This is a genomic window from Robertkochia marina (genome assembly GCF_004799345.1).
GTDB classification, from domain to species: Bacteria; Bacteroidota; Bacteroidia; order Flavobacteriales; family Flavobacteriaceae; genus Robertkochia; species Robertkochia marina.
Genome location: NZ_SSMC01000003.1, coordinates 303,604 through 324,519 on the forward strand (window position 1 = coordinate 303,604; position 20,916 = coordinate 324,519).

The following is a 20,916-nucleotide window of genomic DNA, read 5'->3' on the forward strand; positions in this document are numbered from 1 at the left end:
GGATGATATGCCTCCCCACCGGAATTAATATGGAAGACGTTCTATGGTCCAAAGTAATGGCATTTCATTGTTCTTTACCTTAAAAACACTTTCAGCACTGACTGAAACCTTAAAGTGATCATTGCGATTATGACGAATAATCTGATGCAGGTAATCATTATATCCGGTTAAATCTGCGTAATTAGTAATAGCGAGTTCTCTGAGAATAAGTTGCTGGTTTTGGAACAGGGTGTAGAACGGTGTCCCTGAAACACTTTCAGGTAAATCGGGCAGGGTGAGACTTGTTCTTGTTTCACTGTTAAAACGAACGAACCAGTTATAATAAATATCATCGCCCTGGTTTTGTATGAACAATCCTCTTCCAACGTTGTGTCCGGACCCGGAGAGGGATAATTGAACATTATTCCCTGCTTGGGTAAAATCAACGCCCCATCCCGGTTCATTATATTCACTAAAAGGCAAGGATTCGTGAACATAGTAATAGGTTGACGTATATACTTCGGTTCTGTATTTATGCAGCCCGTTCAGGAAAGGCATATTGCCCATGATTACATTTGCGTAGAACAATTGATGATACTGATCTGCCTGGTAGGCTTCTTCTGAAGTATAACCTTTAAGGCGAATTCCAAAGGGTTTGGAAATATTGTTGAAGGTTATTGGAATCCTGTCAACATTTGTTGAGGAAAATTCAGCTTTGCGTATGGTGTCTGAAACCGGTAAAGGTTTATTTAATACTGATATACTATAGTCATTGTTAATTTGGTCGTGTAAATATATGTAGGCAAAATCGGTTTGTGGCACCTGTGCGTCATTATAGGTGCTGGTGCTGATAAAAAATTCATTATTTGATCTGACTCCTGAGTGCGTATTGGATTTTGTGACAATCTTGTCGGTATTCTCTATCCCCTCCAGGGCATATCTATTCGATTCCCAAGGAGTGGTTTGAGGATATGTCTTCAGATCAACATAAACCAGATTCTGCCGGTCTAAATCGAAAAGAGAAAATAAATTGGCTTGGGAGTTCGGGTTCGTTGTTTCTTTCCGGTAAAATGTAAGCACAAACTTTTCATCTTGAGTAAATTCACCGGGTGCATGTAATCGCACTTCTTCTCCGGGGTTAAGGGGTGCTTCGTCCATCAATTCTCCAGACTCACGAGAAACAAAAACTCTGTTGTCAAGAAATAAGTCAGGAAAAGAAAAAGGAACTTTTATAGAGGCCAGTCTCCTCTTGATAATGGTTCTGATAGAGTCAGTTACAGCATTTCCCAGGGTATCTGTTGCTGTAATTTTAATATACTGTTCTCCTGTCTGATAGCCTTCAGGGTCAAAGTTTAACACCAATGAATCATCCGTAGTGCTATTTAAAATAATATTTGCGATACTTACAGAAATACTGTCAGTAAGACTTGTTAGGTCGATGGCCTGAACCTCTGCTGAGAAGAGCGTATCAAGAATTTGGTTGTCGGTCAGTCCGGCAACAGTTATTTCAGGAGGGGTGTTGTCGGAAAGGAAATTTACCTTCTTTATAGCTTGGTTGTTGGCTTCATCTTTGGCAGTAATAGTTAGGGTATGCCACCCGTCAGAAATCAAAGAAGTGTCAATATTAAGTTGATAACCGGTACTGTCTTTAGTAACCTCCAGGGCTGTACCATCAATAGCAGCGTAGGCATTTCCCATCAGGTGGTTGTCAGTGGCGGTAAAGGATATAGCATTAACTGTACCCTTCAGTCCTTGATTGTTTTTAAGATTCAGGTCTGAGATGACCGGCTTAATATTGTCCACATATACTTGTTGGGAAATGGAATCTTTTAACCCGACCAAATCTGTAGATACTATTTTGAGTGTGTAGAGGGTGTCTGATTTTTGAGATATATCGGTTTTGGCATTAAAATTCGTGAGATTAAGAAGGAGTTCATAGGGGGTAATGGTGTCTGTAGCTACCAGCTTGTTTTCAATGTAGGCAGACACTTCCCGGATGCCTGTAGCATCTTCCGCAAGGACGTCCAAAGCCGCATACCTTGCAACCACCGGAAAATCGGAAGGATTTTCTGGAAGGGCCACCACGCTTAGACTGTCCGGGTTGCTTCCGCTGCTGAGTTTAGTAAGCTCGACCGAGGGAGCTATGTTGTCTGAGATGAAATTCATTTGATATTCTGCCCGAAGTCCAACCTTGTCTGTCGCAGCAATTAAAAGGGAGTGTATTCCATCGGGAAGTAAAGATGTTTCCAGGTTAAAGCTATAGAGGGTGCTGTCTTGTATAACGTCTAAAGGTAGGTCGTCGGCAAAGGCCTCCACCAATGCTAATTCCTCATTGTCGGTGGCGATAAAGGTTACTTGGTTATTGGCCCCTGTAAGTAAGGCATCATTTTCTAATGAAACCTCCGAAATAATGGGTATCTCAGTGTCAACCACCACCGTTTGTTCTACACTGGAAACGTTCTCTGCGAGATCGTAGGCCGAAACCTTGAGGTTATATTCGGTTTGCGTTTTATTTAAGCGTTTTCCCTTGTTTGCATAATTGTTAAAGTCAATGGTGATTTTAAAAGGGGGCTCATTATCACTTCCTGCCAGGGTATCATTTACGTAGGCTTCCACTCTGGAAATGCCAACGGCATCCTCGGCCTCAATAACAATTTCAATCTGTTGGCCTACAACCGTGGTCGTGGTATCAGTCTCAGACTGTGATCCGTCTGAATCGTTCTGACCCGAAGTTCCGCCTATAGAGAAACTAACTGTTGGAGGAGTCGTGTCAACTACCACAGGCTCTTCAGGGGTTTCAGCTACCTGTGAATCATCATCTTTGGAGCAGGCAAAAATTAAAAAAACGGTGATCGAAGTCAGGCAGAGAAAAGTCTTAAAGGAAGTACGCATGAGTCATAATTACAGCATTAAATATAGCATATATACTATAATCAACCAATTTTTAACTACAAATTTATTGTGTCTTATTTTTGAAATTACTTTCCTTGTATAGAAATAGTGGTTAGGTGTGAACGTCTGAAAGACTGATAGATACTTTCGAAACAGGGGTTATGAAGATAGCCTCGATAATGCATTCTGTACCTTAGACAGGCATCCAGGAGGAAGGGAATTCAGTCTTTTATAAAATCCTTGAAATCTTCAAAGAACTCCTCGAACTTCCCCATCTGATCAACAAAGAATTCCATGGTCTCCTGCCAGCTGTTCTTGTTGTGAATGCTCACTTTTTCCTTTAAAACATAGATTCTGGAGATCTCCTTGCCGTTCTCCAGGAAATAGATGTCTTCATAAATGGCCTCCGGGAGGTAAGACTCCTTGAGGATCTTTTTCAGCGATTGAAGTTTTTCATAGTATTTGATCCTGTTCTCCAGATTTTGGTCTTCAATATCGAGCACCACCATCGCCTTTTTGGTGTCAAAGTGGAACTTAAAAGAAAAGTCTTTTATGCCGGTATTATACAGGGTCCATTTTCTTGGAAAGGATTTACCAAAGGCGATCCAAAATTCCTGGCGTAATTTCCTAGATTCTTCCTTACTAAACATATTACATCATATATGCCATGGTAACTCCCAGTACAATGACCAGGAGTTTATTGATATTAAATTTATGACCTTCTGAACTTTCAAAAAGAATGACGGTAGATACATGTAAAAATATCCCAATGGTTAAGGCTTGTAACTCCAGGTAAATGGGCTGTATAAATTCGGTGTGCTCTGCCACCAGGGTACCCAATGGGGTCATGAGAGAGAACAAAAGCAGAAAAACAGCTGTTTTCCATTTGCTGATGCTTGATTGAATAAAAAAGGCGCTCAGAATGATGGCAACGGGTAATTTATGTATCACAATACCGTATACCAACAGATCGTGATCGGCTATCGGAAAACCTTCAAGAAAGGCGTGCAGACTAAGGCTCAGAAACAGTGGCCAGGGAAATTGGTTAAGCTCCCTGTTCAGGTGCATATGCCCGTGTTCTGCCCCCTTGGAAAAAAACTCCAGAAAGATCTGTAAAAGTATACCTGCCATGATCCATATTCCCAGGTATTTGTCAAACCTGTGTTGGGTCTCGGTATGTTCTACGTGATGACCGAAGAGGTGTGGCAGTAATTCAAAAACAGTTACAGATAACAGGAAGGCACCACTAAAGGCCAAAAAAAGTTTAATGAACTCCCTGTTCTTTGGGGTAAATGCCAGGGCAACAAGATAGCCGGTAAAAACTGCCAGGATAGGGAGTAAGTAATTCATTTATTTAAAGATCATCACCAGCCTGTCTGATTGTTCAGGGTGGTATTTATTGAGTTTATAGTCGCCAAAAATATCCAGTAGGTAGATGCCGGCTTTTTCAAACATATCCTCAAAATCCTTTAAGGTAAGTGCTCTTACCTTTTCTGTAAAATGGTAAGACGCTCCTTCATGGTCAAAACTGATGTCTTTCAGGATGTAACCGTCTTCTTCGTAGCGCTTAATATGAAATAAAATATCATTGACCAATACCTTTTCTTCAGGAACAAGATGGTCTTTTATTTGAGTGACATTCATGAAATCGATCACTCCAAACCCGGTCTCATTCAAGTGTTCTTTGATCATGCAAAGGGTAGAGAGGTGTTTTTGGTCGTCTTCAAAATAGCCGAAAGAAGTAAAAAGGTTAAAGATCGCATCGTATCTGCCGGGATAGGTTTTGCACATGTCTTGTATCTCAAAAGTGAGATTCTCTGTTTCAAACTGTTTAGCAAAACGGATGTTGTTCTCTGAGAGGTCAAAGCCTTTGACCTTATACCCCATTTGGTGGAGCATGACAGAGTGCCGCCCCCTTCCGCACCCCAGGTCAAGTATATTGGCTTGTTCGGGAAGATTCAGGTAGGTGGTCAGGTTTTTCATAAAGAGCTCCGCCTCTTTTTGGTTGCGTTCTCTATAGAGGATATGATAAAAATCGGTATCAAACCATTCCTTATACCAATTTGCGATCTCCTTTGTCATAAATTTAATTAGGCCACTAAATTAACGTATTTTTGTTTGCTGATAGAGGCAAGATATGGCAAATAATTTCAAAATGCTCGCCAAAACCATGTATGGTTTTGAAGACATCCTGGCTGCTGAGTTGAAAGCTCTCGGAGCCATGAATGTAGAGACCGGTGTTCGCAGTGTAAGCTTTGAAGGAGATACCGGTTTTATGTACAAGGCCAACCTGAGTCTGCGTACCGCGATCAAGATCCTTAAACCCATCCGGACCTTCTTTGTGAGGGGCGATCAGGATCTTTACGATAAGGTATATCGTATGGAATGGGAGCGGCACATGAAGGTGAGCGGTACCTTTGCCATAGACGCTACCGTGAATTCCGATCTGTTTAATCATTCAAAATATGTAGCCCTTAAGACCAAGGATGCTATTGTAGATCGTTTTCGCAACATCCTGGGGAAACGTCCTGATGTAGATGTAAAATACCCTGATCTTAGGATTCATATTCACATTCAGAGAAACCAGGTAACTATTTCATTAGACAGCAGTGGGCAATCGCTGCATCAACGCGGCTATAAAACAGCCACCAACATAGCTCCAATCAATGAGATCCTTGCGGCTGGAATGCTGTTGCAGAGTGGATGGGACGGGCAATGCGATTTCCTTGATCCGATGTGTGGTAGTGGTACCCTGTTGATCGAAGCGGCCATGATAGCCTGTAATATTCCGGCCAATATAAACCGCCGTGAATTTGCTTTTGAGAAATGGCCCGACTATGATCAGGAACTCTTTGATAAGATCGTAGACAGCAGTTTAAATAAAACCCGTGAGTTTCATCATAAGATCTACGGATTTGATAAGGCGCCTTCTGCCGTACACAAGGCCAATGACAACGTGAAAAACGCCAATTTGAGTGAATACATACAGGTGCAACAACAGGACTTTTTTGAATCTGATAAACCTGTTGAAGGTCATCTTCATATGGTATTTAATCCGCCTTATGGTGAGCGACTAAACATTAACATGCCTGAATTTTACCGGCAGATAGGAGATACCCTTAAGAATAATTATCCGGATACAGAAGCCTGGTTTATTACGGCAGATCTTTCCGCCTTTAAACACGTAGGGTTGAGACCTTCAAGAAAGATCAAGCTTTTTAACGGTAAGCTGGAAAGCCGCTTGTATAAATATGAAATATATGCCGGTAGTAAGAAAGCCAAATTCAATTAAAAACACCTGCTTATGAAACCCAAATTAAAGGCTTTAGTATATAATTTTTCCGGGTTTGTGATCCTGTTCCTGGCCTTCAGATTCGGACTTCTTTATTTATTTCCCGATCAATACCTTGTGATGCTCCTGATCTCGGTAGTGGCGGCTTCGGCCCTGTCTCCAAAATTTGGAATGGTTACTGAAAAGGGAGAACAGCGTGTAAAAATGAAATGGTTTCTCTTAAAAGGTGTTCGTGACGTAACCTGAGAACCTATTCTGAGGATGTGCCGGGATTTTTTTTAGGAGCCGCTGTTTTGAAAATAGGGATAAGGTAGCTGATGGTATAATTATAACCCACCCCGAACTGACTGCCGTCGGTAACCTTATTGAACCCCGGAATATAAAGGTTAGGGAAAACATCTGAGGCGGTATCGTTGATAAGGTAATTTAATCGAACCGTGGCTCCCATATACAGGTTTTTAAACATTTCTACCTTAAGGCCGACGACAACTTCTGCCCATTGAGCGGTTAACCCATCGTATTCTCCCAGGTTTGCAACACCGGGAAACTCTTCGGTATTGTCATTCCAGTATTGATCTTCTGTATAGATGCGGTATGCATTCAGGGTCTGACTAAAGGTGCTGAAACCGCCACGAAGCCCTACACTGATGATATTGTGCATACCATACCAGTTCTCATAGGTGTTCCATTCAACACCGGCCTTTATATAATTCCCCCTGGTGGTAAAATCAAAATTATCTTCAAGGGTGGTTTTTTCTTCTGTACCGAGTTCAGCGGCCAGGTATAATTTATAGGAAAGTCGGAAATCTCCAACCAGTTCTAATCCTTCGTAATTCTCATCAAGGGCACTTCGAAGAGGTTTGCTGAGGTCAACCCCCACCCGGAGCCCGTATTTTTGATAATATACGGGATCATCAGAAAGGGTGTTACTGACAATTTCAGCCTCCTGAGCAAAACCCATACAGGTCGTTAACAGAATAAGTATACTAGTGATAGATCTTAACATGTAAGGTGTCTTGAGGTTCTACTCCTGATTCGGTTACTTCCAGGGCCAGGATCCACGGTGAAGGGTCACTACCTCCCGGATTTTGGGTTACCTGGTTAAGGGTATAGGTTACAGCGTAGCCGCAACCTCTGGAGATGAATCTTTCATTGGTTTGATAATTGACTGCAAGGCGATCAATATTACCGATCTCCGCTCCTGTACTGTCTGAGGCAGAGTCCTGTACCAGGAAGAATTCAGAGGCCGTATCATAATTCTTTAAGGGAAGGGCGACTTCTGTTTGTGAAGATCTGTCGGCAAAAGTACCTACAGTTATATCCTTGCCTACCCCTACAATGCGCAGTCGCGGAACAGCTTTGGGCACCTCCCTGTCCTGGATGTCAAAAAAGCCCACTTTCAGGTAGGCCGTGGTTCCGGAATCCGGGGGGCAAATGTCGTCTTTTTCGCAGGCGGTTATGACAACGCCCGTGAAGATCATTAGGGTAAGAAGGTAAATTAGTTTCTTCACGAAATTGAGTTTCTACGTTCTAAAAGTACAACATTTTCTACATGATGGGTCTGTGGAAACATATCTACGGGTTGCACCCTGGTTACCCTGTACTTTTCATCCATTAAGGCCAGGTCGCGGGCCTGGGTGGCACTGTTGCAACTTACATAAACCACCTTTTTAGGAGCGATGTTCAGAATTTGCTGCACCACATCTTTATGCATGCCATCTCTCGGAGGGTCGGTGATGATAATATCCGGACGACCGTTTTCTTCAATAAAGTCTGCATTGAACACCTTTTTCATGTCTCCGGCATAGAAGGTAACATTTTCTATGTTGTTCAGACGGGCATTTTCCCAGGCGTCTTCTATGGCTTCAGGTACGGCTTCAACTCCTACGACCTTACCGGCTTGTTTGGCCACGAATTGGGCAATGGTTCCGGTTCCGGTGTAAAGATCATAAACCGTTTCATCTCCCTGCAAACCTGCAAACTCTCGCGTTACCTTGTACAATTCGTAAGCCTGGGCAGAATTGGTTTGGTAGAAACTCTTGGCGTTGATCTTAAACTGCAGTCCTTCCATTGATTCAAGAATATGATCTCTTCCTGAAAAACAGATCACTTCCTGGTCGTAAATAGTATCATTGGCCTTCTGGTTGATCACATACTGCAGGGAAGTGATCTCCGGAAAGGTTTCCTTCAGGTGGTTGAGCAGCAATTCCCGGTTTTCAGGCTCATCATCGTGAAACTGAATAAGTACCATGATCTCTCCGGTGGAGGCTGTTCGTATCATCAGGGTTCTGAGTAATCCCTTTTGCTCCCGGGTATTGAAGAAAGTCATTTGATGTGCTTCTGCAAAGTGTTTTACCTCCAGCCGGATGGCATTGGAAGGATCTTCCTGCAGGTGACATTTTTTGATATCCAGGATCTTATCCCACATCCCGGGGATGTGAAAACCAAGGGCGTTTCGGTTATCTATTTCAGTGTCGCTCTCGATCTCGGCCCGGCTCAGCCAACGACTATCTGAGAAGGAGAACTCCATTTTGTTGCGATAAAAATATTGTTTCTCCGATCCGAGAATAGGGGAGGTTTCCGGCAGTTCAACCTTGGCAATGCGTTGCAGGTTGTTGGTAACCTCTTTTTGCTTGTAGAACAACTGGTGGGTATAGTCCATATTCTGCCATTTACAGCCTCCGCAGCTCCCAAAGTGCTCACAAACAGGTTCTGTTCTTTTATCCGAAGGTTCATGAATATGGATAACCTCTCCTTCAAAATAATTATTTCGCTTTTTAAAGGTTCTTACATCCACCACGTCACCCGGGACGGCGTGGGGCATGAATATTACCCTTCCGTCAGGGGCTTTGGCCACCCCTTTTCCCTTTGCTCCTGCATCGGTTACGGTAACCTTTTCAAATACCTTGATCCTGTTCTTTCTTGCCATGCCGCAAAAATAGGGTGTTTTTTTGGATTTTAGATGGGTCATGAGGTATAAGGGCATAGCCATGGAGCTAGAGCTCTTGGGCAGCATTAATACTGAACCGGGAGGTCGCTTTTTGGTCATATACAGATATGAGAATTGGTGAATTGGTATGTTCAACCGAATAAACAATGCTTTAAACCAGGATATTTCCATTACCGCTACCGGGGAGCTCCAGCTCCGTGGTAAAAAATGTGCAAATTTATTTAGAAATAGATTATTTTCTATATTTATCTTATGAGTAGTAACTACAAATTTCGTAATCCCTCCGGATTGTATTTTGTTTCTTTCGCTACTGTAAACTGGGTGGAAGTATTCACGCGGATGCTGTACTTTGAATTGATGATTGAATGTTTTGATTATTGCAGGAAACAGAAAGCTATGGAAATTTATGCCTATTGCATCATGCCAAATCATGTTCATTTGATGTTCAGGTCGGGTAGGGAGCATCCCGCAGGATTAATAAGGGATCTGAAAAGTTTTAGTGCAAGAATTCTTTTAAAAGCCATCAAAGAAAATAATCAAGAAAGCCGGAAGGGATGGTTGTTGAATACGTTTAGAAAAGCAGCCATTAAACAAGAAGGAGGTAATCAATATGCTTTTTGGCAGCCGTATCATCACCCTATTGAATTATGAAGCACTAAAGTGATGCGTCAAAAGATTAACTACATACACCAAAACCCTGTTGAGACTGGTCTGGTGATGAAACCCTGGGAATATAGATACAGTAGTGCAGGGAACTTCGCTGAAATGGAAAGTGTACTCGAGACCGATGATACGGGTTTTCTTGGGTAATAGGGTGCGGCCACGGAGCTGGAGCTCCGCGGGAGCGGGGGTGTGATAGGGCATGGCCAGAGAGCAGGAACCAATCTGTCAATAGGCAGGCTCCACGATAGCGAGGATTGGCCAACAACCTGATTCTATTCTTTATCAGAAAGACTCCCTTACAGGGGTTGTTTTCTTTTAAAATTCCATCTCCTCCAGGTACAACTCAGGCTCCCTCTGCATTTCTACCTTATAATCCTCCATAAAAGCATCAATATGCGCCTTGGTCACATTGGGCATACAGATAATATGGGTGATGGTGTCTTCTGTGGCCAGTTGGTATTTTCTTTTCAGGTTTTCAGGTGTTTTTGGGAAGACCACGGTAATAGCTCCGGGGTTCATCCAGGCCTCGATTCCAAGTTTTCGCAATTCGCCCAAACAGTATTCGGCGGTTTCCCGGCTGTGTAGATACCTTCTTTTTAATCCTTCGGCTCCCATGGCTCGAAGTGCATACCAAAGAAATAAAACACTATGCCCGTTACGCGAGCCGGTAATGGTGGTGTCTAAAGAGCCGATATAGGAGACGCCTTTGGCGATACGATCTCTCAGGCTGCGTTTGGTAAGCAGTACACCACAGGGGATGGGAGACCCGATAAATTTGTGTCCGCTAATGGAAATACTGTCAGCTCCATCCTGAAAATCGAAGGCTGCCCGAGGCTCTATAAACGCCCCGTAAGACCCGGAAAGGGCGGCGTCACAATGAATGTAATGATCCTGGATGGCCAACTGACGAAGAATTCCTTTGATCCTGGAAACATCGTCCTTGGCTTCTTTCATGGTGGTGCCAAAGGTGGTTAATATGATAGCCGGTTTATGGCGGTTAAACTGGAGGGTTCTCTCCAGGTCGTTATAATCCATTTCTCCGTTCTCCTGTGACCGGATCACAATAGCCGGAATATTGAGCAGGTGAATATTTTTCTTTACGCTGTAGTGGGTAGACTCTGAGTAGTACACCATGGCCTTTGGGTATAATTCTCTCGCGATATAGAGTCCGTACAAGTTGCTTTCTGATCCGCCATTGGTAACGTAGCCCCAATAGTCTTTGGGATTGGCACGGAATAAACGGGCGAAAAAGCGAATCACTTCCTTTTCCAGTTCATGGGTCTGTACCTTGTAAGTACTGTCTTCAAAAGGATCACCAAGATTGTTGATCGGGTATTTCAGAAAGTCGTATAAGGGGGTATAATCAAAGTCTTTAGATACGGGGTATCCTAAAAACAAATCGCTGGCTTCTCTGATTCGTTCCTTCAGGAGGTTGAGTTGTTCGTTCACTGAGATCACAGGGTTACTGTTCATTCTTCCTGATAATTTTGATGAGAGTTAGTTTTTCGCAAATCTAGGTGATTACAGAATTATATTCTTAAATGGACTTAATTTCAGAAATTTATTCTCTTTATTTTTGTTTTGAAGTATAAGTGTACTGATGAGTTGAGTTTTTTATTGAGATGACAGAAAAAAAATCTATGATGGATCGTACAGACCGGAAGATATTGATAGCCTTACAGCAGGAGCGGCAGAACACCAAGGAAATTGCTGCTAAGGTAGGATTGAGTGTTACGCCCACCTATGAACGCATCAAAAAGCTGGAACAGCAGGGTATTATCAAGGGCTATGTGGCCTTACTAGACAGAGAAAAGATCGGGAAACGGGTGGTGGCCTATTGCCAGGTAACTCTCCTAAAGCATCAAAAAGGTTTGATAAATACTTTTGAGCAGGAAATACAAACTTTCCCTGAGATCATGGAATGCCATCACGTATCAGGTGGCTTTGACTTCCTGTTAAAAATTGCCGTGAGCGATATCAAGGAGTTTCATCAATTTATCAATGAAAAGTTATCGGTCCTTGAAGGTATTTCGAATATCCATAGTTCTTTCGTTATGAATTCGGTCAAGGAGAGTACTGCCTACAAACTTTAACAGGATTCACCACTTTGCCATCTAATGCTGCTGGGTTTTGGGTGGTTCCAGCAATTCCAGCAAACGATCGACTGTTTTTTGGTTCCGGGTGGTTGCCTTTAGGTTGAGTTTGTTTTCAAAAAGGTTGTTCGTCAGTTTTGTTTTCCCGTATCCGTTCGGGCAATAGAGGTAAACGGCACGGTCAGTAATAGCTACTTCTTCGCCCTTTTGTTTTTTCTCCATGATGGCTTGCGTATCATAGTTTTCCGGATTGGCAGAAAGGAATGTAATGTGAAAGAAAGAGGGGTCTTTATCTATATGCCGGGTAAAGGGATTGGATTCGGCTATGTTCCGGAATTCTTGAGCGGTCAAAACCATCACAGGAACTTCGTGTCCGAATTCTGCTTCTATCCGGGATGATATTTTTTGACTGAGCTTCGTAACTTCTTGCTCTTCGGCATAGAATATTAGGTTGCCACTCTGGAGATGACTGGTTACTTTTTCGAACCCTATGGACTCATAACACCGCCGTAAGGCTTCCATTTTGATCAACCTTTTACCGCTTACGTTGATGCCGCGAAGCAGGGAAACATAGAGATTCTTTTTCATGAAATTAAGCGTCTAGAGTTCGATGTCTAGGTTGTATTTTTTCAGAAGGCCGGGTAGGGCTGAAACCGATATGCGTGCTTTTCGCATTCGGTTTTTGTCAGGATCTATTTCCAGGTTCTGTGTTTTTCTGAGATCGGTTTGTTCCAGGATCGTGCTTTCGAAGGTGGCACCGAACAGATCGCAGTTGTCAAAGAGAGCCTTTGTCAGGTCTGTCTCGGTAAAATCTACCTCCTTGAGAATGGTATTTTTGAATAAGGTGCTCTTACACTTCAATTGATAAAATGAGGCATGGTTAAGCTGACAGCCTTCGAAAGAGAATCGGAGTCCGAAATCATCACAGTGATCAAACCGGACACCAAGCATTTTTGAATCTTTGAACCGAATGTCTTGCAGGAGGGTACTTCGGAGCTTGATCATGCTGAGATCACAATCAATAAATTCACAATCCATGAATCTATAATGAGAGAGATCGCACCCTGAGAAGTTACAATTACTAAAGATGCAATTTTCGTATTCTCCTTTAGGTAGTTCTTTTTGCGTAAAATCAAGGGTGATAAATTCTACGTCCTGGTAATAGTTCATCTTCTATTGAGGAGTTATTTACGCAGGATGCTCTCCATTTTTTTACCACGGGCCAGCTCATCAACCAGCTTATCCAGGTATCTCACCTGTTGTGTAAGAGGGGTGGTGATCTCTTCAACGCGGTACCCGCAGATAACGCCTTTGATTAGTTTTGCATTTGGGTTGAGGGTTGCCTGGTCAAAAAATTGTTGAAAGGTCACCTTATCATCAATGAGGCTTTGCAGCCTGTTCTCATCAAAACCGGTAAGCCATTCAATGACCTGAAATAATTCTTCTTTGGTTCGACCCTTTTTTTCAACCTTGGTCACATAATGAGGGTATACCGAAGCGAAGGTCATTTTTGCAATGCGGGCGTCGTGTTCAGGAGTGGTCATACTCATAGTTGTTGTTATTTAAAGATACAGATAACGAAATGATCCGGTCATCATACTATTTTAAGTGTTGGTTAAGAGCCCTTTTATGCAAGGTCAACCACAGTCCAGGCAAAATCAACCGATTCCATGACCGACCTGCAGGATTGGAAACCTCCTGAGCGATGACCTACCTCTTCATTGATGATTCGATAATATTCCAGGGATGATTCCCAGCTCATACCACCGATCAAACCTATTTTCTTGATCATACCTTTTATTGTTTCTTTTTTACGGCCCTGTAGAGACCGATCAAATAGTTTACTTAGAGAACATTTTCACGATCCAAAGTATCAGGTAGAGACCCAACCCGGTTCCGAAAAATAAAAAAGCAATTACAAAGGCAATTCGAATGTGTTTTACATTCCATCCTAATTTTTGGCTGAGCCATTCAGAAACTCCTAAAATCATAGTTATTCGGTTTAAAGTTGATGGTCAAGATAAGTATATTTTCGAAGTATCGTAAGATTAAAAGGTGGCTTCTCCCGGTGCTAACCCGGGCGCGTCCATCCATTATTCGGAGTCCTTCGTGCTCAGGATATTAAGGTAAGCATTGAAATTATGATGGTTAGTATAGAGTGTTTTCTTGTATTCCGGCAGGTGTTTTTCAAGGATCATGGTGATATTATAACCCAGTTGGTAGTAATAGCGATCGTTATAAAGATCGTATAGTCCTTTGTCTTGGGTTACCTCATAGTTCTTAAACATATCTGTAAAATAGTCCCGGTTATGGTCGTTGAGCATGGAGGTGTCTGAAGGGTATTTTTCCAGGAACCGTTTGCACAGGGATTCGAAGTAACGTGCATGTCCTTCCATGAGGATCTCGTAATCTTCGGCTTCCCTGATACTCACATCGAATTCCTTGGCTATTCGGTTTATTCTAATCGTTTTCAGAGAGTCGTATACTTTGAGGCCTTCCTGAGGATTAACCCCATCGATCCAGATACTTTTCAAAATCTCGTTTTCCTGATAAATACTTTTCTTAAACCAGGGAACTTCTTGATGGTATTTGGCGAGAAATTCATCAGGACCTCCCGGCATCTCCAGGTTGGTATAGTATTCTTTAAACGGAGGGATCTCGCGCTGATACCCGTGAAAGAGTTCGTGGATGACCATGATCGACCAGTCGTTGAGGTCTTTAATATCCGGGATAAATTTCTGTGTCAGCTCGAAACTCTGAAAGAACAACACATTTTCCATGTAATAAAGGGCTGTGGTGTCGGTGTCGCTGTAACTCACATGGAACTGAAAATTGACGGTATCCGTAAATTTTTCGGAAAGCTTTATCACCTCGGTACCGTCAAAAGAGGCGGCTTCACTGTGGTCAAAGTTGTTTCGGATATGGGTGTTTGGGTTAATGACATAGGTACCTTTCCTGGTGTAGTAGGCAATAGGTTGAAACAGTTGTTTTTCAGCAAATTCCGGGTAGTAGCGTTTAGCCACATGATTCTTTAAGCCGATCAAATATTCAAGCTGATCAAAACTTTCTTTTGACCCGGAGGTCTCCGGAATGGATTTTTCCGACAGGGTGTTTTCGGTTAGATCACCTGTCATTTGATCTGGATCTGATGGTTTATTCGGTTGGGTTTCCGTTTTACATGAGAGTACGCAAAGGGCTGTTAAAGCGGATATAATTAGTCTCATAGTCAATAGTTTCAGAAGGCTTTTAATTCCAGGGAAATACGTCAATTCTTATTGTTATTTCACCCAAAAGGTGAGGCGATCCTTTACCGGGCAATGCATGACACTCTGCGGATTCATGATTAGCTTATAGTGTTGTAAGAAAATATTTTTCATTTCAGAGTTTATGTCTCCCCGGCATCTGCAGAGACTGATGAGAGGGGTCGTAGTAGTCCATTTATCCTTCTCATGTAAAGGCCTTCCCATAATCCTTTAGTTCTAACGGGGTGCCTGAAACTCACCGGTGCTGATCAATCAGGATCACATTGCCATCAGGGTCAGCCAGGGTAAAACTGGCTGGTCCTTCTGAATTTTCCTCTGCTTCCGAGGTGAGCGATACCCCGTGGCTTTTAAGGTGTTGCTGGATGGTTCTGATATCATCAAAGTCCTCGAGGTTTTGGGCATTTTCGTCCCAGCCGGGATTGAAGGTTAAAATATTGCCTTCAAACATACCCTGGAAGAGCCCGATCAGGGCATTCCCGTTTTTCATGATGAGGTAATTCCGTTCTGCATCGCCGGCGAATACCGAAAATCCCAGTTTTTCGTAAAACGCCCTGGAGGCGCTGAGGTCTTTAACACTGAGGCTGATAGAAAATGCTCCTAGTTTCATGCTGTTTACTCTTTAAATTTTTTAAATGTCACCTTAGACCTGCTCTTCTGTTCACTATCCAGGTATAATTCATGTTTCGGATCCAGGGTGAATTCCCGGGTGACTCCAGGCAATAGAGAAGTTTCATTCAAAATTTCGCCATCTTGCTGGATTCTGACATTAAATATGGTGTCTCCGAGATTGGTAACCACGGCAATACTTTTTTCATTGGTATAAGGGTTGATCGCGGCATCCTGCCCGGGACCCTTCCCGGTCATCAGCATGCTTTGTTGCGGATCGAGTTCAAAGATCGAGTCGCTCGAGCCGCAGGAGGTTAGGACAAGCAGGAACAAAAGGGTAGGGAGGAAGACTTTCATATGAGTGGTTTTATCTGATTTATGCGTTTTTTAAAATAGCAGACGATAAAACAAAGGTAGGTTGTTTTTCACTTCATAGAAGAATAGTATTCGAAGAAAAGCGCTCTAAACCAAGGTTTTAGTATCAAGAGCCTATGCGACCAGAAAGACTGTAGAGTGAAAAGAATTTCCAAATCTCTTCACTGGCATTGATGTCCTTATTACCATGTGGTCCCGGCCAGTGATGTCCTCCACCTATGACCTTTAAATGGTGAACGTCCATGTCGTTAGCGCCCCCGGTATAGCGATGTTCTTGGACGGTACTGCCGTCATTGGGATCGGTGTCTGGAAATTGAGTGATGATGGGTGTATTTTCTGTGTTGTTTTGTTCAACCCAATAGTGGATAGCCGTTTCAGCTTGAGTATAAGGCACCACCTTATCGTCGGTGCCATGAATCTGCATTACCGGTTTTGCCATGGTGGTAGTACACATGTTCAGGGCTACCCAGTTCATACCACCGCCTACCCCGGCCACCGCGGCATAGTCTGCATACTGGCAGAATTGATGGAAACTGAAATGTGCTCCGTTGGAGAATCCTGAAAGGTATACACGATCAGGGTCTACAGGAAGTTGTTCTATGAGCATATCGGTTAATCCTTTTATGAATTCCTGGTCGTCGGGTTTGCCGTTGCTGAGGTCATTAGAGTCGTTCCATCGGTTAGAGCCATTAATCGGCAGTGCCTGGGGATAGGCAGCAATAAATCCGTTAATATCGGCTAGTTCGTGAAAGCGTGTCAAACTGTACATACCTTCACTGGTTCCGTTAAGGCCGTGAAAACTGAAAACCAAAGGGACTTTACCGGAACGTTCTTCTATATTGGGAGGTATGTACAATAGGTATTCACGGTTTTGTCCGTTATGGTCATAGCGTTGTACTGTTTTGCCCAAATCAAAATTCACGATGTTGATCGGGGTCAGATGGTCGTCCTGGTCGGTGCAACCAGTGACTGTGAATAGCAGAATAGTGATAAAAAATAAGGGCTTCATAGTTGTGATCTTAAAAGGAAAGGAAGATAGGAAAAAAAGATATTTTATAGGAATTGAACTACATTATGCAATTGTGTTATTTCCTGCTCCCCTTAGGACAGACAGGAAGACTTACATATGTGTTTTTTAAAGAACTTATTCTGTTTTTTCAAAGATCATACAGTGCTGTAAGGGCAGATTATCTATGTTTTTTACCAGCTGGAATCCGGCGGCATTCATTTCCTTGACGGCCTGGTCTAGCGTCATTTTGTGTAACTTTTTAATAGCTACGTTGGGATCTTCGCCCCTGTATTCAATGAGGTAGACCCTGCCGTCCGGTTTCAGAGCTTTTTTTACAGACGCCATCATTTCGAGGGGGAATTCGAATTCATGGTACACATCAACCATCAGGACCTTATTGATACTATTTTCGGGGAGGTTTACGCTTTGAATATCTCCCTCAACCGGAATAACATTGGTTGATCTTTCGGTTTCCATCTTCGTGCGAATGGCTGCGAGCATTTCCGGTTGTATATCTACCGCATAGATCTGCCCCTTAGATACCATAGGTGCCATTTTAAAAACATGATAGCCCGAACCGGCACCAATATCAGCCACAACATCTCCGGGTTGGAGGTCAAGGTTGGCGATCAGGGTTATTGTATTCTCCTCTTTGGGTCTGCTGTTTCTTTCGAGCCAATCCATACCCCGATAGCTCATCACCGCTGCGATCTCCCGTCCCATGAACCATTTACCGATACCTCCGTAGCTACCTTCTTTAAAGGTGTATTCGGCGGCGGAAGGTTCAACCTGTGCATGTAGCACAAAGCCTGAAAACAGCAGGCACAGCGAAAGTATGAATGATGATCTGCTCATAAGCTGTTAGTTATGGCACAGAGGTTAAAGGGTAAAGGGGTAAAGAGGCGAAGAGGCAAAGAGGCGAAGAGGCGACCTGGCGAAGGGGCAAAGAGGCGAAGAGGCAAAGAGGCAAAGAGGAAGGAGCAAGTCCCGGGTATACATAACCATAATTTTAAAGTTATGGTTTTTTATCGGATCCATAGGACGTATTCGGTAAACTGCAGGGAAAAAAGTAAGGCACAGGATGGCCGGTTTTTTTCTTTATAAATATGCTTGAGGTGAGGAGTTGTTTTATGTTTTAAGTAAGAAACGCTTTGAAGAAGTCAATCACCATGCGCCAGCGGTTGGAGCGAGCTACCGTGTAGCGCGTAAAACGCGGTGACGGCTTACGGGCCAAAAGCCCGTATAGCAGGCAGGCGCTCAAAAAAACTTTAGTATCCGTTGAATTATTAGTATTTTGCAGGCACTGCAATACGGATGATTTCTCTCCTTAAGAAGGAATTGTAAAGTGTCAATATTAAAATTCAAAAATGGCAATTTTAGAAAAATTATCATCGAAAGATGCAATTGCATTAGAAGACAAGTATGGAGCACATAACTACCATCCGTTGCCCGTGGTATTGAGTCGCGGGGAGGGTGTATTTATGTGGGACGCCGAAGGGAAGAAGTACTACGATTTTCTCTCGGCCTACTCTGCAGTAAACCAGGGGCATTGTCACCCGCGTATCGTGAATGCGATGACCGAGCAGGCAAAGACCTTAACCCTGACCTCAAGAGCATTTTACAACGATATGCTCGGAAAATTTGAAAAGTACGCTACCGAGTATTTTGGTTTTGACAAGCTTTTACCCATGAATACCGGGGCAGAGGCCGTAGAGACGGCTATTAAGATCTGTCGTAAATGGGCCTATGAAAAGAAAGGCATTCCGGAAGAGAAGGCTAAGATCATTGTTTTTGAAAACAACTTTCACGGACGTACCACCACCATCATTTCTTTCTCTAATGATGAAGGGGCACGCAAGAATTTCGGGCCCTATACCCCGGGCTTTGTGAAGGTGCCTTACAACGATGCCGATGCGTTACAGAAAGCTTTGGAGACTGAGGAGAATGTGGCAGGGGTATTGATCGAACCTATTCAGGGAGAAGCCGGAGTGTTCAGGCCGGATGCCGATTTTATCGGAAAAGTAAAATCGCTGTGTAACGAGAACGGGGTGTTATTCATTGCCGATGAGATACAGACGGGAATTGCACGTACCGGATCTTTACTGGCAGTTTGCGGCGATTGTACCTGTCAGGGACATTGCGAAAAGCAAGCCACCTACCAGCGTCCGGATATGCTTATCCTCGGAAAAGCCCTGAGTGGTGGTGCCTACCCTGTAAGTGGCGTATTGGCCGACGATGAGGTCATGAACGTGATCAAACCGGGACAACACGGAAGTACCTTTGGAGGAAACCCCGTGGCTGCTGCGGTAGCTATGGAAGCCCTTGAAGTGGTTCGCGATGAAAACCTGGCTCAGAATGCACGTAACCTTGGAGAACTCTTTCGGGAAAAAATGAACGAGTACATCGCGCAAAGTACTATTGTGAAGCTGGTTCGGGGAAAAGGATTGCTTAACGCCATCGTGATCAACGATACGGAAGACAGCTCTACGGCCTGGGATATTTGCATGGCCCTAAAGGAGAACGGATTGTTGGCAAAACCCACCCACGGTAATATCATTCGGTTCGCACCCCCGCTGGTCATGACCGAAGAACAATTACTAGATTGTGTACAGATCATAACTTCAACCCTTAAGAAGTTTGAGAAATAAAAAAAAAGCCCTCTGAATAAAGAGGGCTTTTTTTTTTGGTTATGCCGTTATACCGTTATACCGTTATACAGTTATGCGGTTATACAGTTATGCGGTGGGAATAGACAGTAATCTGTTTGCAATCATTCACCATTCATAACTCATCATCCATCATTCATAATTCGCCCAGGCGATCTTATTAATTGGCCTCTGCCTGTCGTTTGGCCTCTTCAATGATCTCTTCGAATTGCATCTTATAAGCATCCCAACCCATGCTGTAAATGTCAAAGGCGATCTTAACCAGTATATACAGGTTCAGGGCAATGGCTGCAATGGCAATGATCTTACCGGCCCTGATGCTGCTTTGCTTGTCGATGTAAAGCTCGGGATTGGCGGCCATGATGGTTTCTGCTTTTCGCGAAAGACTTAAGGCAATGGCCGAAGGAATAATACCCAAACCGGCAAAACAACAACAGAGAATACCGAATATTCCTAGAACGATAATGAGTACAGGGCTTGGGAGTTTCTGAGCTTCCATAAAATCAGCGTTAAAATTTCTTTATTTTAAAAAATAATTTCCTACGATTAGTGCAAGGTTAATTGCCACTAAGATATATAATATTTTGCTGTAATGAGGAATCCGGATCAGATTGCGGGTAAAAATCAGGGCGAAGAGCAAGATGAGGGTGTAGATGGCCGGATACATTTGAAAGGCGGCGGTAAATTCTCCCCGAAATAGAAGCACCGCAGCCCGCTGGAGTCCGCATCCGAAACATTCAACACCAAAAAGGGTTTTGGTCAGGCAGGGCAACATATAATCTTCAGGAGTGGCGAATAGCGATCCGGCAAGTGTCATTAGTACAAAACATGTTTTTGTAAACTTACTAAAACTTATTTGCAGGGGGCGTAAAAAGCTTAATTTTGCATACCGAAAAGCAAAAGATCACCATGAAACTCCTTTCTTTTATTTTAATCATTATCGGGGCCATTCTTGTTTTTATGTTCAACAACGAACAGCCCTGGCACATATATATGAAGATCCTTGGATTTGTTATGATGATGTACGGACTATACAAGTCGACCATCCTATGGGTGAAGGAAAATCCGAGAGAAGATCAGGATAAGAGCAAACAGAATGGTGAAGAGTAACCTTTAAAAGGTCAGATT

The 20,916-nt window shown here is 43.2% G+C and carries 26 protein-coding genes; 6 read left to right on the top strand and 20 right to left on the bottom strand.

Translation table 11 applies throughout. The features are described from left to right. Positions 1 to 24 precede the first annotated feature (24 nt). From E7Z59_RS11945 to E7Z59_RS11960, 4 genes are all read right to left on the bottom strand, one after another. Positions 25 to 2,871, bottom strand: coding sequence for an Ig-like domain-containing protein (locus E7Z59_RS11945; RefSeq protein WP_136336579.1), 2,847 nt, complete (start codon positions 2,869 to 2,871; stop codon positions 25 to 27). A gap of 221 nt (positions 2,872 to 3,092) precedes the next feature. Next, entirely contained in the window at positions 3,093 to 3,521 is a 429-nt protein-coding gene (locus E7Z59_RS11950; RefSeq protein ID WP_136336580.1) for a DUF4268 domain-containing protein, read from the bottom strand. A 1-nt stretch (position 3,522) separates the two neighbouring features. Further along, positions 3,523 to 4,221, bottom strand: coding sequence for a ZIP family metal transporter (locus E7Z59_RS11955; RefSeq protein ID WP_136336581.1), 699 nt, complete (start codon positions 4,219 to 4,221; stop codon positions 3,523 to 3,525). Further along, positions 4,222 to 4,953, bottom strand: a complete 732-nt coding sequence (locus E7Z59_RS11960) for a class I SAM-dependent methyltransferase (RefSeq protein WP_136336582.1) — start codon at positions 4,951 to 4,953, stop codon at positions 4,222 to 4,224. Between the two features lie 55 nt (positions 4,954 to 5,008). Between E7Z59_RS11960 and E7Z59_RS11965 the strand changes: the two genes are divergently transcribed. Both E7Z59_RS11965 and E7Z59_RS11970 read left to right on the top strand, forming a co-directional pair. Continuing rightward, positions 5,009 to 6,163 carry a THUMP domain-containing class I SAM-dependent RNA methyltransferase gene (locus E7Z59_RS11965; protein ID WP_136336583.1) on the top strand — a complete coding sequence of 385 codons (1,155 nt, stop codon included), beginning with the start codon at positions 5,009 to 5,011 and terminating at the stop codon, positions 6,161 to 6,163. A gap of 12 nt (positions 6,164 to 6,175) precedes the next feature. Then, entirely contained in the window at positions 6,176 to 6,409 is a 234-nt protein-coding gene (locus E7Z59_RS11970) for a hypothetical protein (protein ID WP_136336584.1), read from the top strand. Between the two features lie 4 nt (positions 6,410 to 6,413). On the opposite strand, the gene E7Z59_RS11975 is transcribed toward E7Z59_RS11970, so the two are convergent. Genes E7Z59_RS11975 through rlmD form a run of 3 tightly spaced genes read right to left on the bottom strand, consistent with a single transcriptional unit; the run spans position 6,414 to position 9,092 of the window. Beyond that, a complete protein-coding gene (locus E7Z59_RS11975; RefSeq protein ID WP_136336585.1) occupies positions 6,414 to 7,169 on the bottom strand; it encodes a DUF6048 family protein in 756 nt (251 codons plus the stop codon). After that, positions 7,150 to 7,674, bottom strand: coding sequence for a DUF6452 family protein (locus tag E7Z59_RS11980; RefSeq protein WP_242015627.1), 525 nt, complete (start codon positions 7,672 to 7,674; stop codon positions 7,150 to 7,152). The genes E7Z59_RS11975 and E7Z59_RS11980 overlap by 20 nt, the downstream gene beginning before the upstream one ends. Then, positions 7,671 to 9,092 (bottom strand): 23S rRNA (uracil(1939)-C(5))-methyltransferase RlmD, encoded by a 1,422-nt coding sequence (gene rlmD, locus E7Z59_RS11985; RefSeq protein ID WP_136336913.1) that lies wholly within the window; start codon positions 9,090 to 9,092, stop codon positions 7,671 to 7,673. Before rlmD ends, E7Z59_RS11980 begins: the two co-directional genes overlap by 4 nt. A gap of 360 nt (positions 9,093 to 9,452) precedes the next feature. On the opposite strand from rlmD, the gene E7Z59_RS11990 reads away from it, so the two are divergent. Then, a complete protein-coding gene (locus tag E7Z59_RS11990) occupies positions 9,453 to 9,764 on the top strand; it encodes a transposase (protein WP_394346656.1) in 312 nt (103 codons plus the stop codon). 327 nt (positions 9,765 to 10,091) lie between these two features. On the opposite strand, the gene E7Z59_RS11995 is transcribed toward E7Z59_RS11990, so the two are convergent. After that, positions 10,092 to 11,249: a histidine decarboxylase gene (locus tag E7Z59_RS11995; RefSeq protein WP_136336586.1), complete on the bottom strand. Its 1,158-nt coding sequence runs from the start codon at positions 11,247 to 11,249 to the stop codon at positions 10,092 to 10,094. A 167-nt stretch (positions 11,250 to 11,416) separates the two neighbouring features. Between E7Z59_RS11995 and E7Z59_RS12000 the strand changes: the two genes are divergently transcribed. Then, the gene (locus E7Z59_RS12000) at positions 11,417 to 11,869 is read left to right on the top strand and encodes an Lrp/AsnC family transcriptional regulator (RefSeq protein ID WP_242015626.1); all 453 of its coding nucleotides are present in this window, start codon (positions 11,417 to 11,419) and stop codon (positions 11,867 to 11,869) included. 21 nt (positions 11,870 to 11,890) lie between these two features. On the opposite strand, the gene E7Z59_RS12005 is transcribed toward E7Z59_RS12000, so the two are convergent. The 10 genes from E7Z59_RS12005 to E7Z59_RS12050 form a co-directional block, all read right to left on the bottom strand. After that, positions 11,891 to 12,457 (bottom strand): DUF1697 domain-containing protein, encoded by a 567-nt coding sequence (locus E7Z59_RS12005; protein ID WP_136336587.1) that lies wholly within the window; start codon positions 12,455 to 12,457, stop codon positions 11,891 to 11,893. A gap of 12 nt (positions 12,458 to 12,469) precedes the next feature. Continuing rightward, a complete protein-coding gene (locus tag E7Z59_RS12010) occupies positions 12,470 to 13,039 on the bottom strand; it encodes a pentapeptide repeat-containing protein (protein ID WP_136336588.1) in 570 nt (189 codons plus the stop codon). Between the two features lie 14 nt (positions 13,040 to 13,053). Beyond that, the gene (locus E7Z59_RS12015) at positions 13,054 to 13,419 is read right to left on the bottom strand and encodes a DUF2200 domain-containing protein (RefSeq protein ID WP_136336589.1); all 366 of its coding nucleotides are present in this window, start codon (positions 13,417 to 13,419) and stop codon (positions 13,054 to 13,056) included. Between the two features lie 77 nt (positions 13,420 to 13,496). After that, positions 13,497 to 13,661, bottom strand: a complete 165-nt coding sequence (locus E7Z59_RS12020) for a hypothetical protein (protein ID WP_199287175.1) — start codon at positions 13,659 to 13,661, stop codon at positions 13,497 to 13,499. 49 nt (positions 13,662 to 13,710) lie between these two features. Beyond that, positions 13,711 to 13,860 carry a PspC domain-containing protein gene (locus E7Z59_RS12025; RefSeq protein ID WP_136336590.1) on the bottom strand — a complete coding sequence of 50 codons (150 nt, stop codon included), beginning with the start codon at positions 13,858 to 13,860 and terminating at the stop codon, positions 13,711 to 13,713. 102 nt (positions 13,861 to 13,962) lie between these two features. Further along, positions 13,963 to 15,093, bottom strand: a complete 1,131-nt coding sequence (locus tag E7Z59_RS12030; protein ID WP_136336591.1) for a hypothetical protein — start codon at positions 15,091 to 15,093, stop codon at positions 13,963 to 13,965. Between the two features lie 274 nt (positions 15,094 to 15,367). Then, positions 15,368 to 15,739, bottom strand: coding sequence for a VOC family protein (locus E7Z59_RS12035; RefSeq protein ID WP_136336592.1), 372 nt, complete (start codon positions 15,737 to 15,739; stop codon positions 15,368 to 15,370). A 5-nt stretch (positions 15,740 to 15,744) separates the two neighbouring features. After that, entirely contained in the window at positions 15,745 to 16,095 is a 351-nt protein-coding gene (locus tag E7Z59_RS12040; protein WP_136336593.1) for a hypothetical protein, read from the bottom strand. Between the two features lie 124 nt (positions 16,096 to 16,219). Then, positions 16,220 to 17,122 (bottom strand): alpha/beta hydrolase family esterase, encoded by a 903-nt coding sequence (locus E7Z59_RS12045; protein ID WP_136336594.1) that lies wholly within the window; start codon positions 17,120 to 17,122, stop codon positions 16,220 to 16,222. A gap of 135 nt (positions 17,123 to 17,257) precedes the next feature. Beyond that, positions 17,258 to 17,977, bottom strand: coding sequence for a class I SAM-dependent methyltransferase (locus E7Z59_RS12050; RefSeq protein ID WP_136336595.1), 720 nt, complete (start codon positions 17,975 to 17,977; stop codon positions 17,258 to 17,260). Between the two features lie 512 nt (positions 17,978 to 18,489). Between E7Z59_RS12050 and rocD the strand changes: the two genes are divergently transcribed. Continuing rightward, positions 18,490 to 19,770 (top strand): ornithine--oxo-acid transaminase, encoded by a 1,281-nt coding sequence (rocD, locus tag E7Z59_RS12055; protein WP_136336596.1) that lies wholly within the window; start codon positions 18,490 to 18,492, stop codon positions 19,768 to 19,770. A 178-nt stretch (positions 19,771 to 19,948) separates the two neighbouring features. Here the strand turns inward: rocD and E7Z59_RS12060 are convergent, their stop codons facing one another. After that, positions 19,949 to 20,287, bottom strand: a complete 339-nt coding sequence (locus E7Z59_RS12060; RefSeq protein WP_136336597.1) for a CCC motif membrane protein — start codon at positions 20,285 to 20,287, stop codon at positions 19,949 to 19,951. A 21-nt stretch (positions 20,288 to 20,308) separates the two neighbouring features. Continuing rightward, positions 20,309 to 20,605, bottom strand: coding sequence for a DUF2752 domain-containing protein (locus tag E7Z59_RS12065; protein WP_242015625.1), 297 nt, complete (start codon positions 20,603 to 20,605; stop codon positions 20,309 to 20,311). A gap of 65 nt (positions 20,606 to 20,670) precedes the next feature. Here E7Z59_RS12065 and E7Z59_RS12070 point away from each other — a divergent pair, with 65 nt between their 5' ends. Next, the gene (locus E7Z59_RS12070) at positions 20,671 to 20,898 is read left to right on the top strand and encodes a hypothetical protein (protein ID WP_242015624.1); all 228 of its coding nucleotides are present in this window, start codon (positions 20,671 to 20,673) and stop codon (positions 20,896 to 20,898) included. Positions 20,899 to 20,916: the final 18 nt, after the last annotated feature.

Bases quoted from the DNA above. Each gene is read 5' to 3' on its own strand.
- E7Z59_RS11945 (WP_136336579.1), bottom strand. From the start codon at position 2,871: ATGCGTACTTCCTTTAAGACTTTTCTCTGCCTGACTTCGATCACCGTT.
- E7Z59_RS12050 (WP_136336595.1), bottom strand. From the start codon at position 17,977: ATGAGCAGATCATCATTCATACTTTCGCTGTGCCTGCTGTTTTCAGGC.
- E7Z59_RS11965 (WP_136336583.1), top strand. From the start codon at position 5,009: ATGGCAAATAATTTCAAAATGCTCGCCAAAACCATGTATGGTTTTGAA.
- E7Z59_RS12015 (WP_136336589.1), bottom strand. From the start codon at position 13,419: ATGAGTATGACCACTCCTGAACACGACGCCCGCATTGCAAAAATGACC.
- E7Z59_RS12010 (WP_136336588.1), bottom strand. From the start codon at position 13,039: ATGAACTATTACCAGGACGTAGAATTTATCACCCTTGATTTTACGCAA.
- E7Z59_RS12025 (WP_136336590.1), bottom strand. From the start codon at position 13,860: ATGATTTTAGGAGTTTCTGAATGGCTCAGCCAAAAATTAGGATGGAAT.
- E7Z59_RS12060 (WP_136336597.1), bottom strand. From the start codon at position 20,287: ATGGAAGCTCAGAAACTCCCAAGCCCTGTACTCATTATCGTTCTAGGA.
- E7Z59_RS12035 (WP_136336592.1), bottom strand. From the start codon at position 15,739: ATGAAACTAGGAGCATTTTCTATCAGCCTCAGTGTTAAAGACCTCAGC.
- E7Z59_RS11970 (WP_136336584.1), top strand. From the start codon at position 6,176: ATGAAACCCAAATTAAAGGCTTTAGTATATAATTTTTCCGGGTTTGTG.
- rlmD (WP_136336913.1), bottom strand. From the start codon at position 9,092: ATGGCAAGAAAGAACAGGATCAAGGTATTTGAAAAGGTTACCGTAACC.
- E7Z59_RS11955 (WP_136336581.1), bottom strand. From the start codon at position 4,221: ATGAATTACTTACTCCCTATCCTGGCAGTTTTTACCGGCTATCTTGTT.
- E7Z59_RS11960 (WP_136336582.1), bottom strand. From the start codon at position 4,953: ATGACAAAGGAGATCGCAAATTGGTATAAGGAATGGTTTGATACCGAT.
- E7Z59_RS12000 (WP_242015626.1), top strand. From the start codon at position 11,417: ATGATGGATCGTACAGACCGGAAGATATTGATAGCCTTACAGCAGGAG.
- E7Z59_RS12005 (WP_136336587.1), bottom strand. From the start codon at position 12,457: ATGAAAAAGAATCTCTATGTTTCCCTGCTTCGCGGCATCAACGTAAGC.
- E7Z59_RS12030 (WP_136336591.1), bottom strand. From the start codon at position 15,093: ATGAGACTAATTATATCCGCTTTAACAGCCCTTTGCGTACTCTCATGT.
- E7Z59_RS12065 (WP_242015625.1), bottom strand. From the start codon at position 20,605: ATGACACTTGCCGGATCGCTATTCGCCACTCCTGAAGATTATATGTTG.
- E7Z59_RS11995 (WP_136336586.1), bottom strand. From the start codon at position 11,249: ATGAACAGTAACCCTGTGATCTCAGTGAACGAACAACTCAACCTCCTG.
- E7Z59_RS12045 (WP_136336594.1), bottom strand. From the start codon at position 17,122: ATGAAGCCCTTATTTTTTATCACTATTCTGCTATTCACAGTCACTGGT.
- E7Z59_RS11975 (WP_136336585.1), bottom strand. From the start codon at position 7,169: ATGTTAAGATCTATCACTAGTATACTTATTCTGTTAACGACCTGTATG.
- E7Z59_RS12040 (WP_136336593.1), bottom strand. From the start codon at position 16,095: ATGAAAGTCTTCCTCCCTACCCTTTTGTTCCTGCTTGTCCTAACCTCC.
- E7Z59_RS11950 (WP_136336580.1), bottom strand. From the start codon at position 3,521: ATGTTTAGTAAGGAAGAATCTAGGAAATTACGCCAGGAATTTTGGATC.
- E7Z59_RS12020 (WP_199287175.1), bottom strand. From the start codon at position 13,661: ATGATCAAGAAAATAGGTTTGATCGGTGGTATGAGCTGGGAATCATCC.
- rocD (WP_136336596.1), top strand. From the start codon at position 18,490: ATGGCAATTTTAGAAAAATTATCATCGAAAGATGCAATTGCATTAGAA.
- E7Z59_RS11990 (WP_394346656.1), top strand. From the start codon at position 9,453: ATGCTGTACTTTGAATTGATGATTGAATGTTTTGATTATTGCAGGAAA.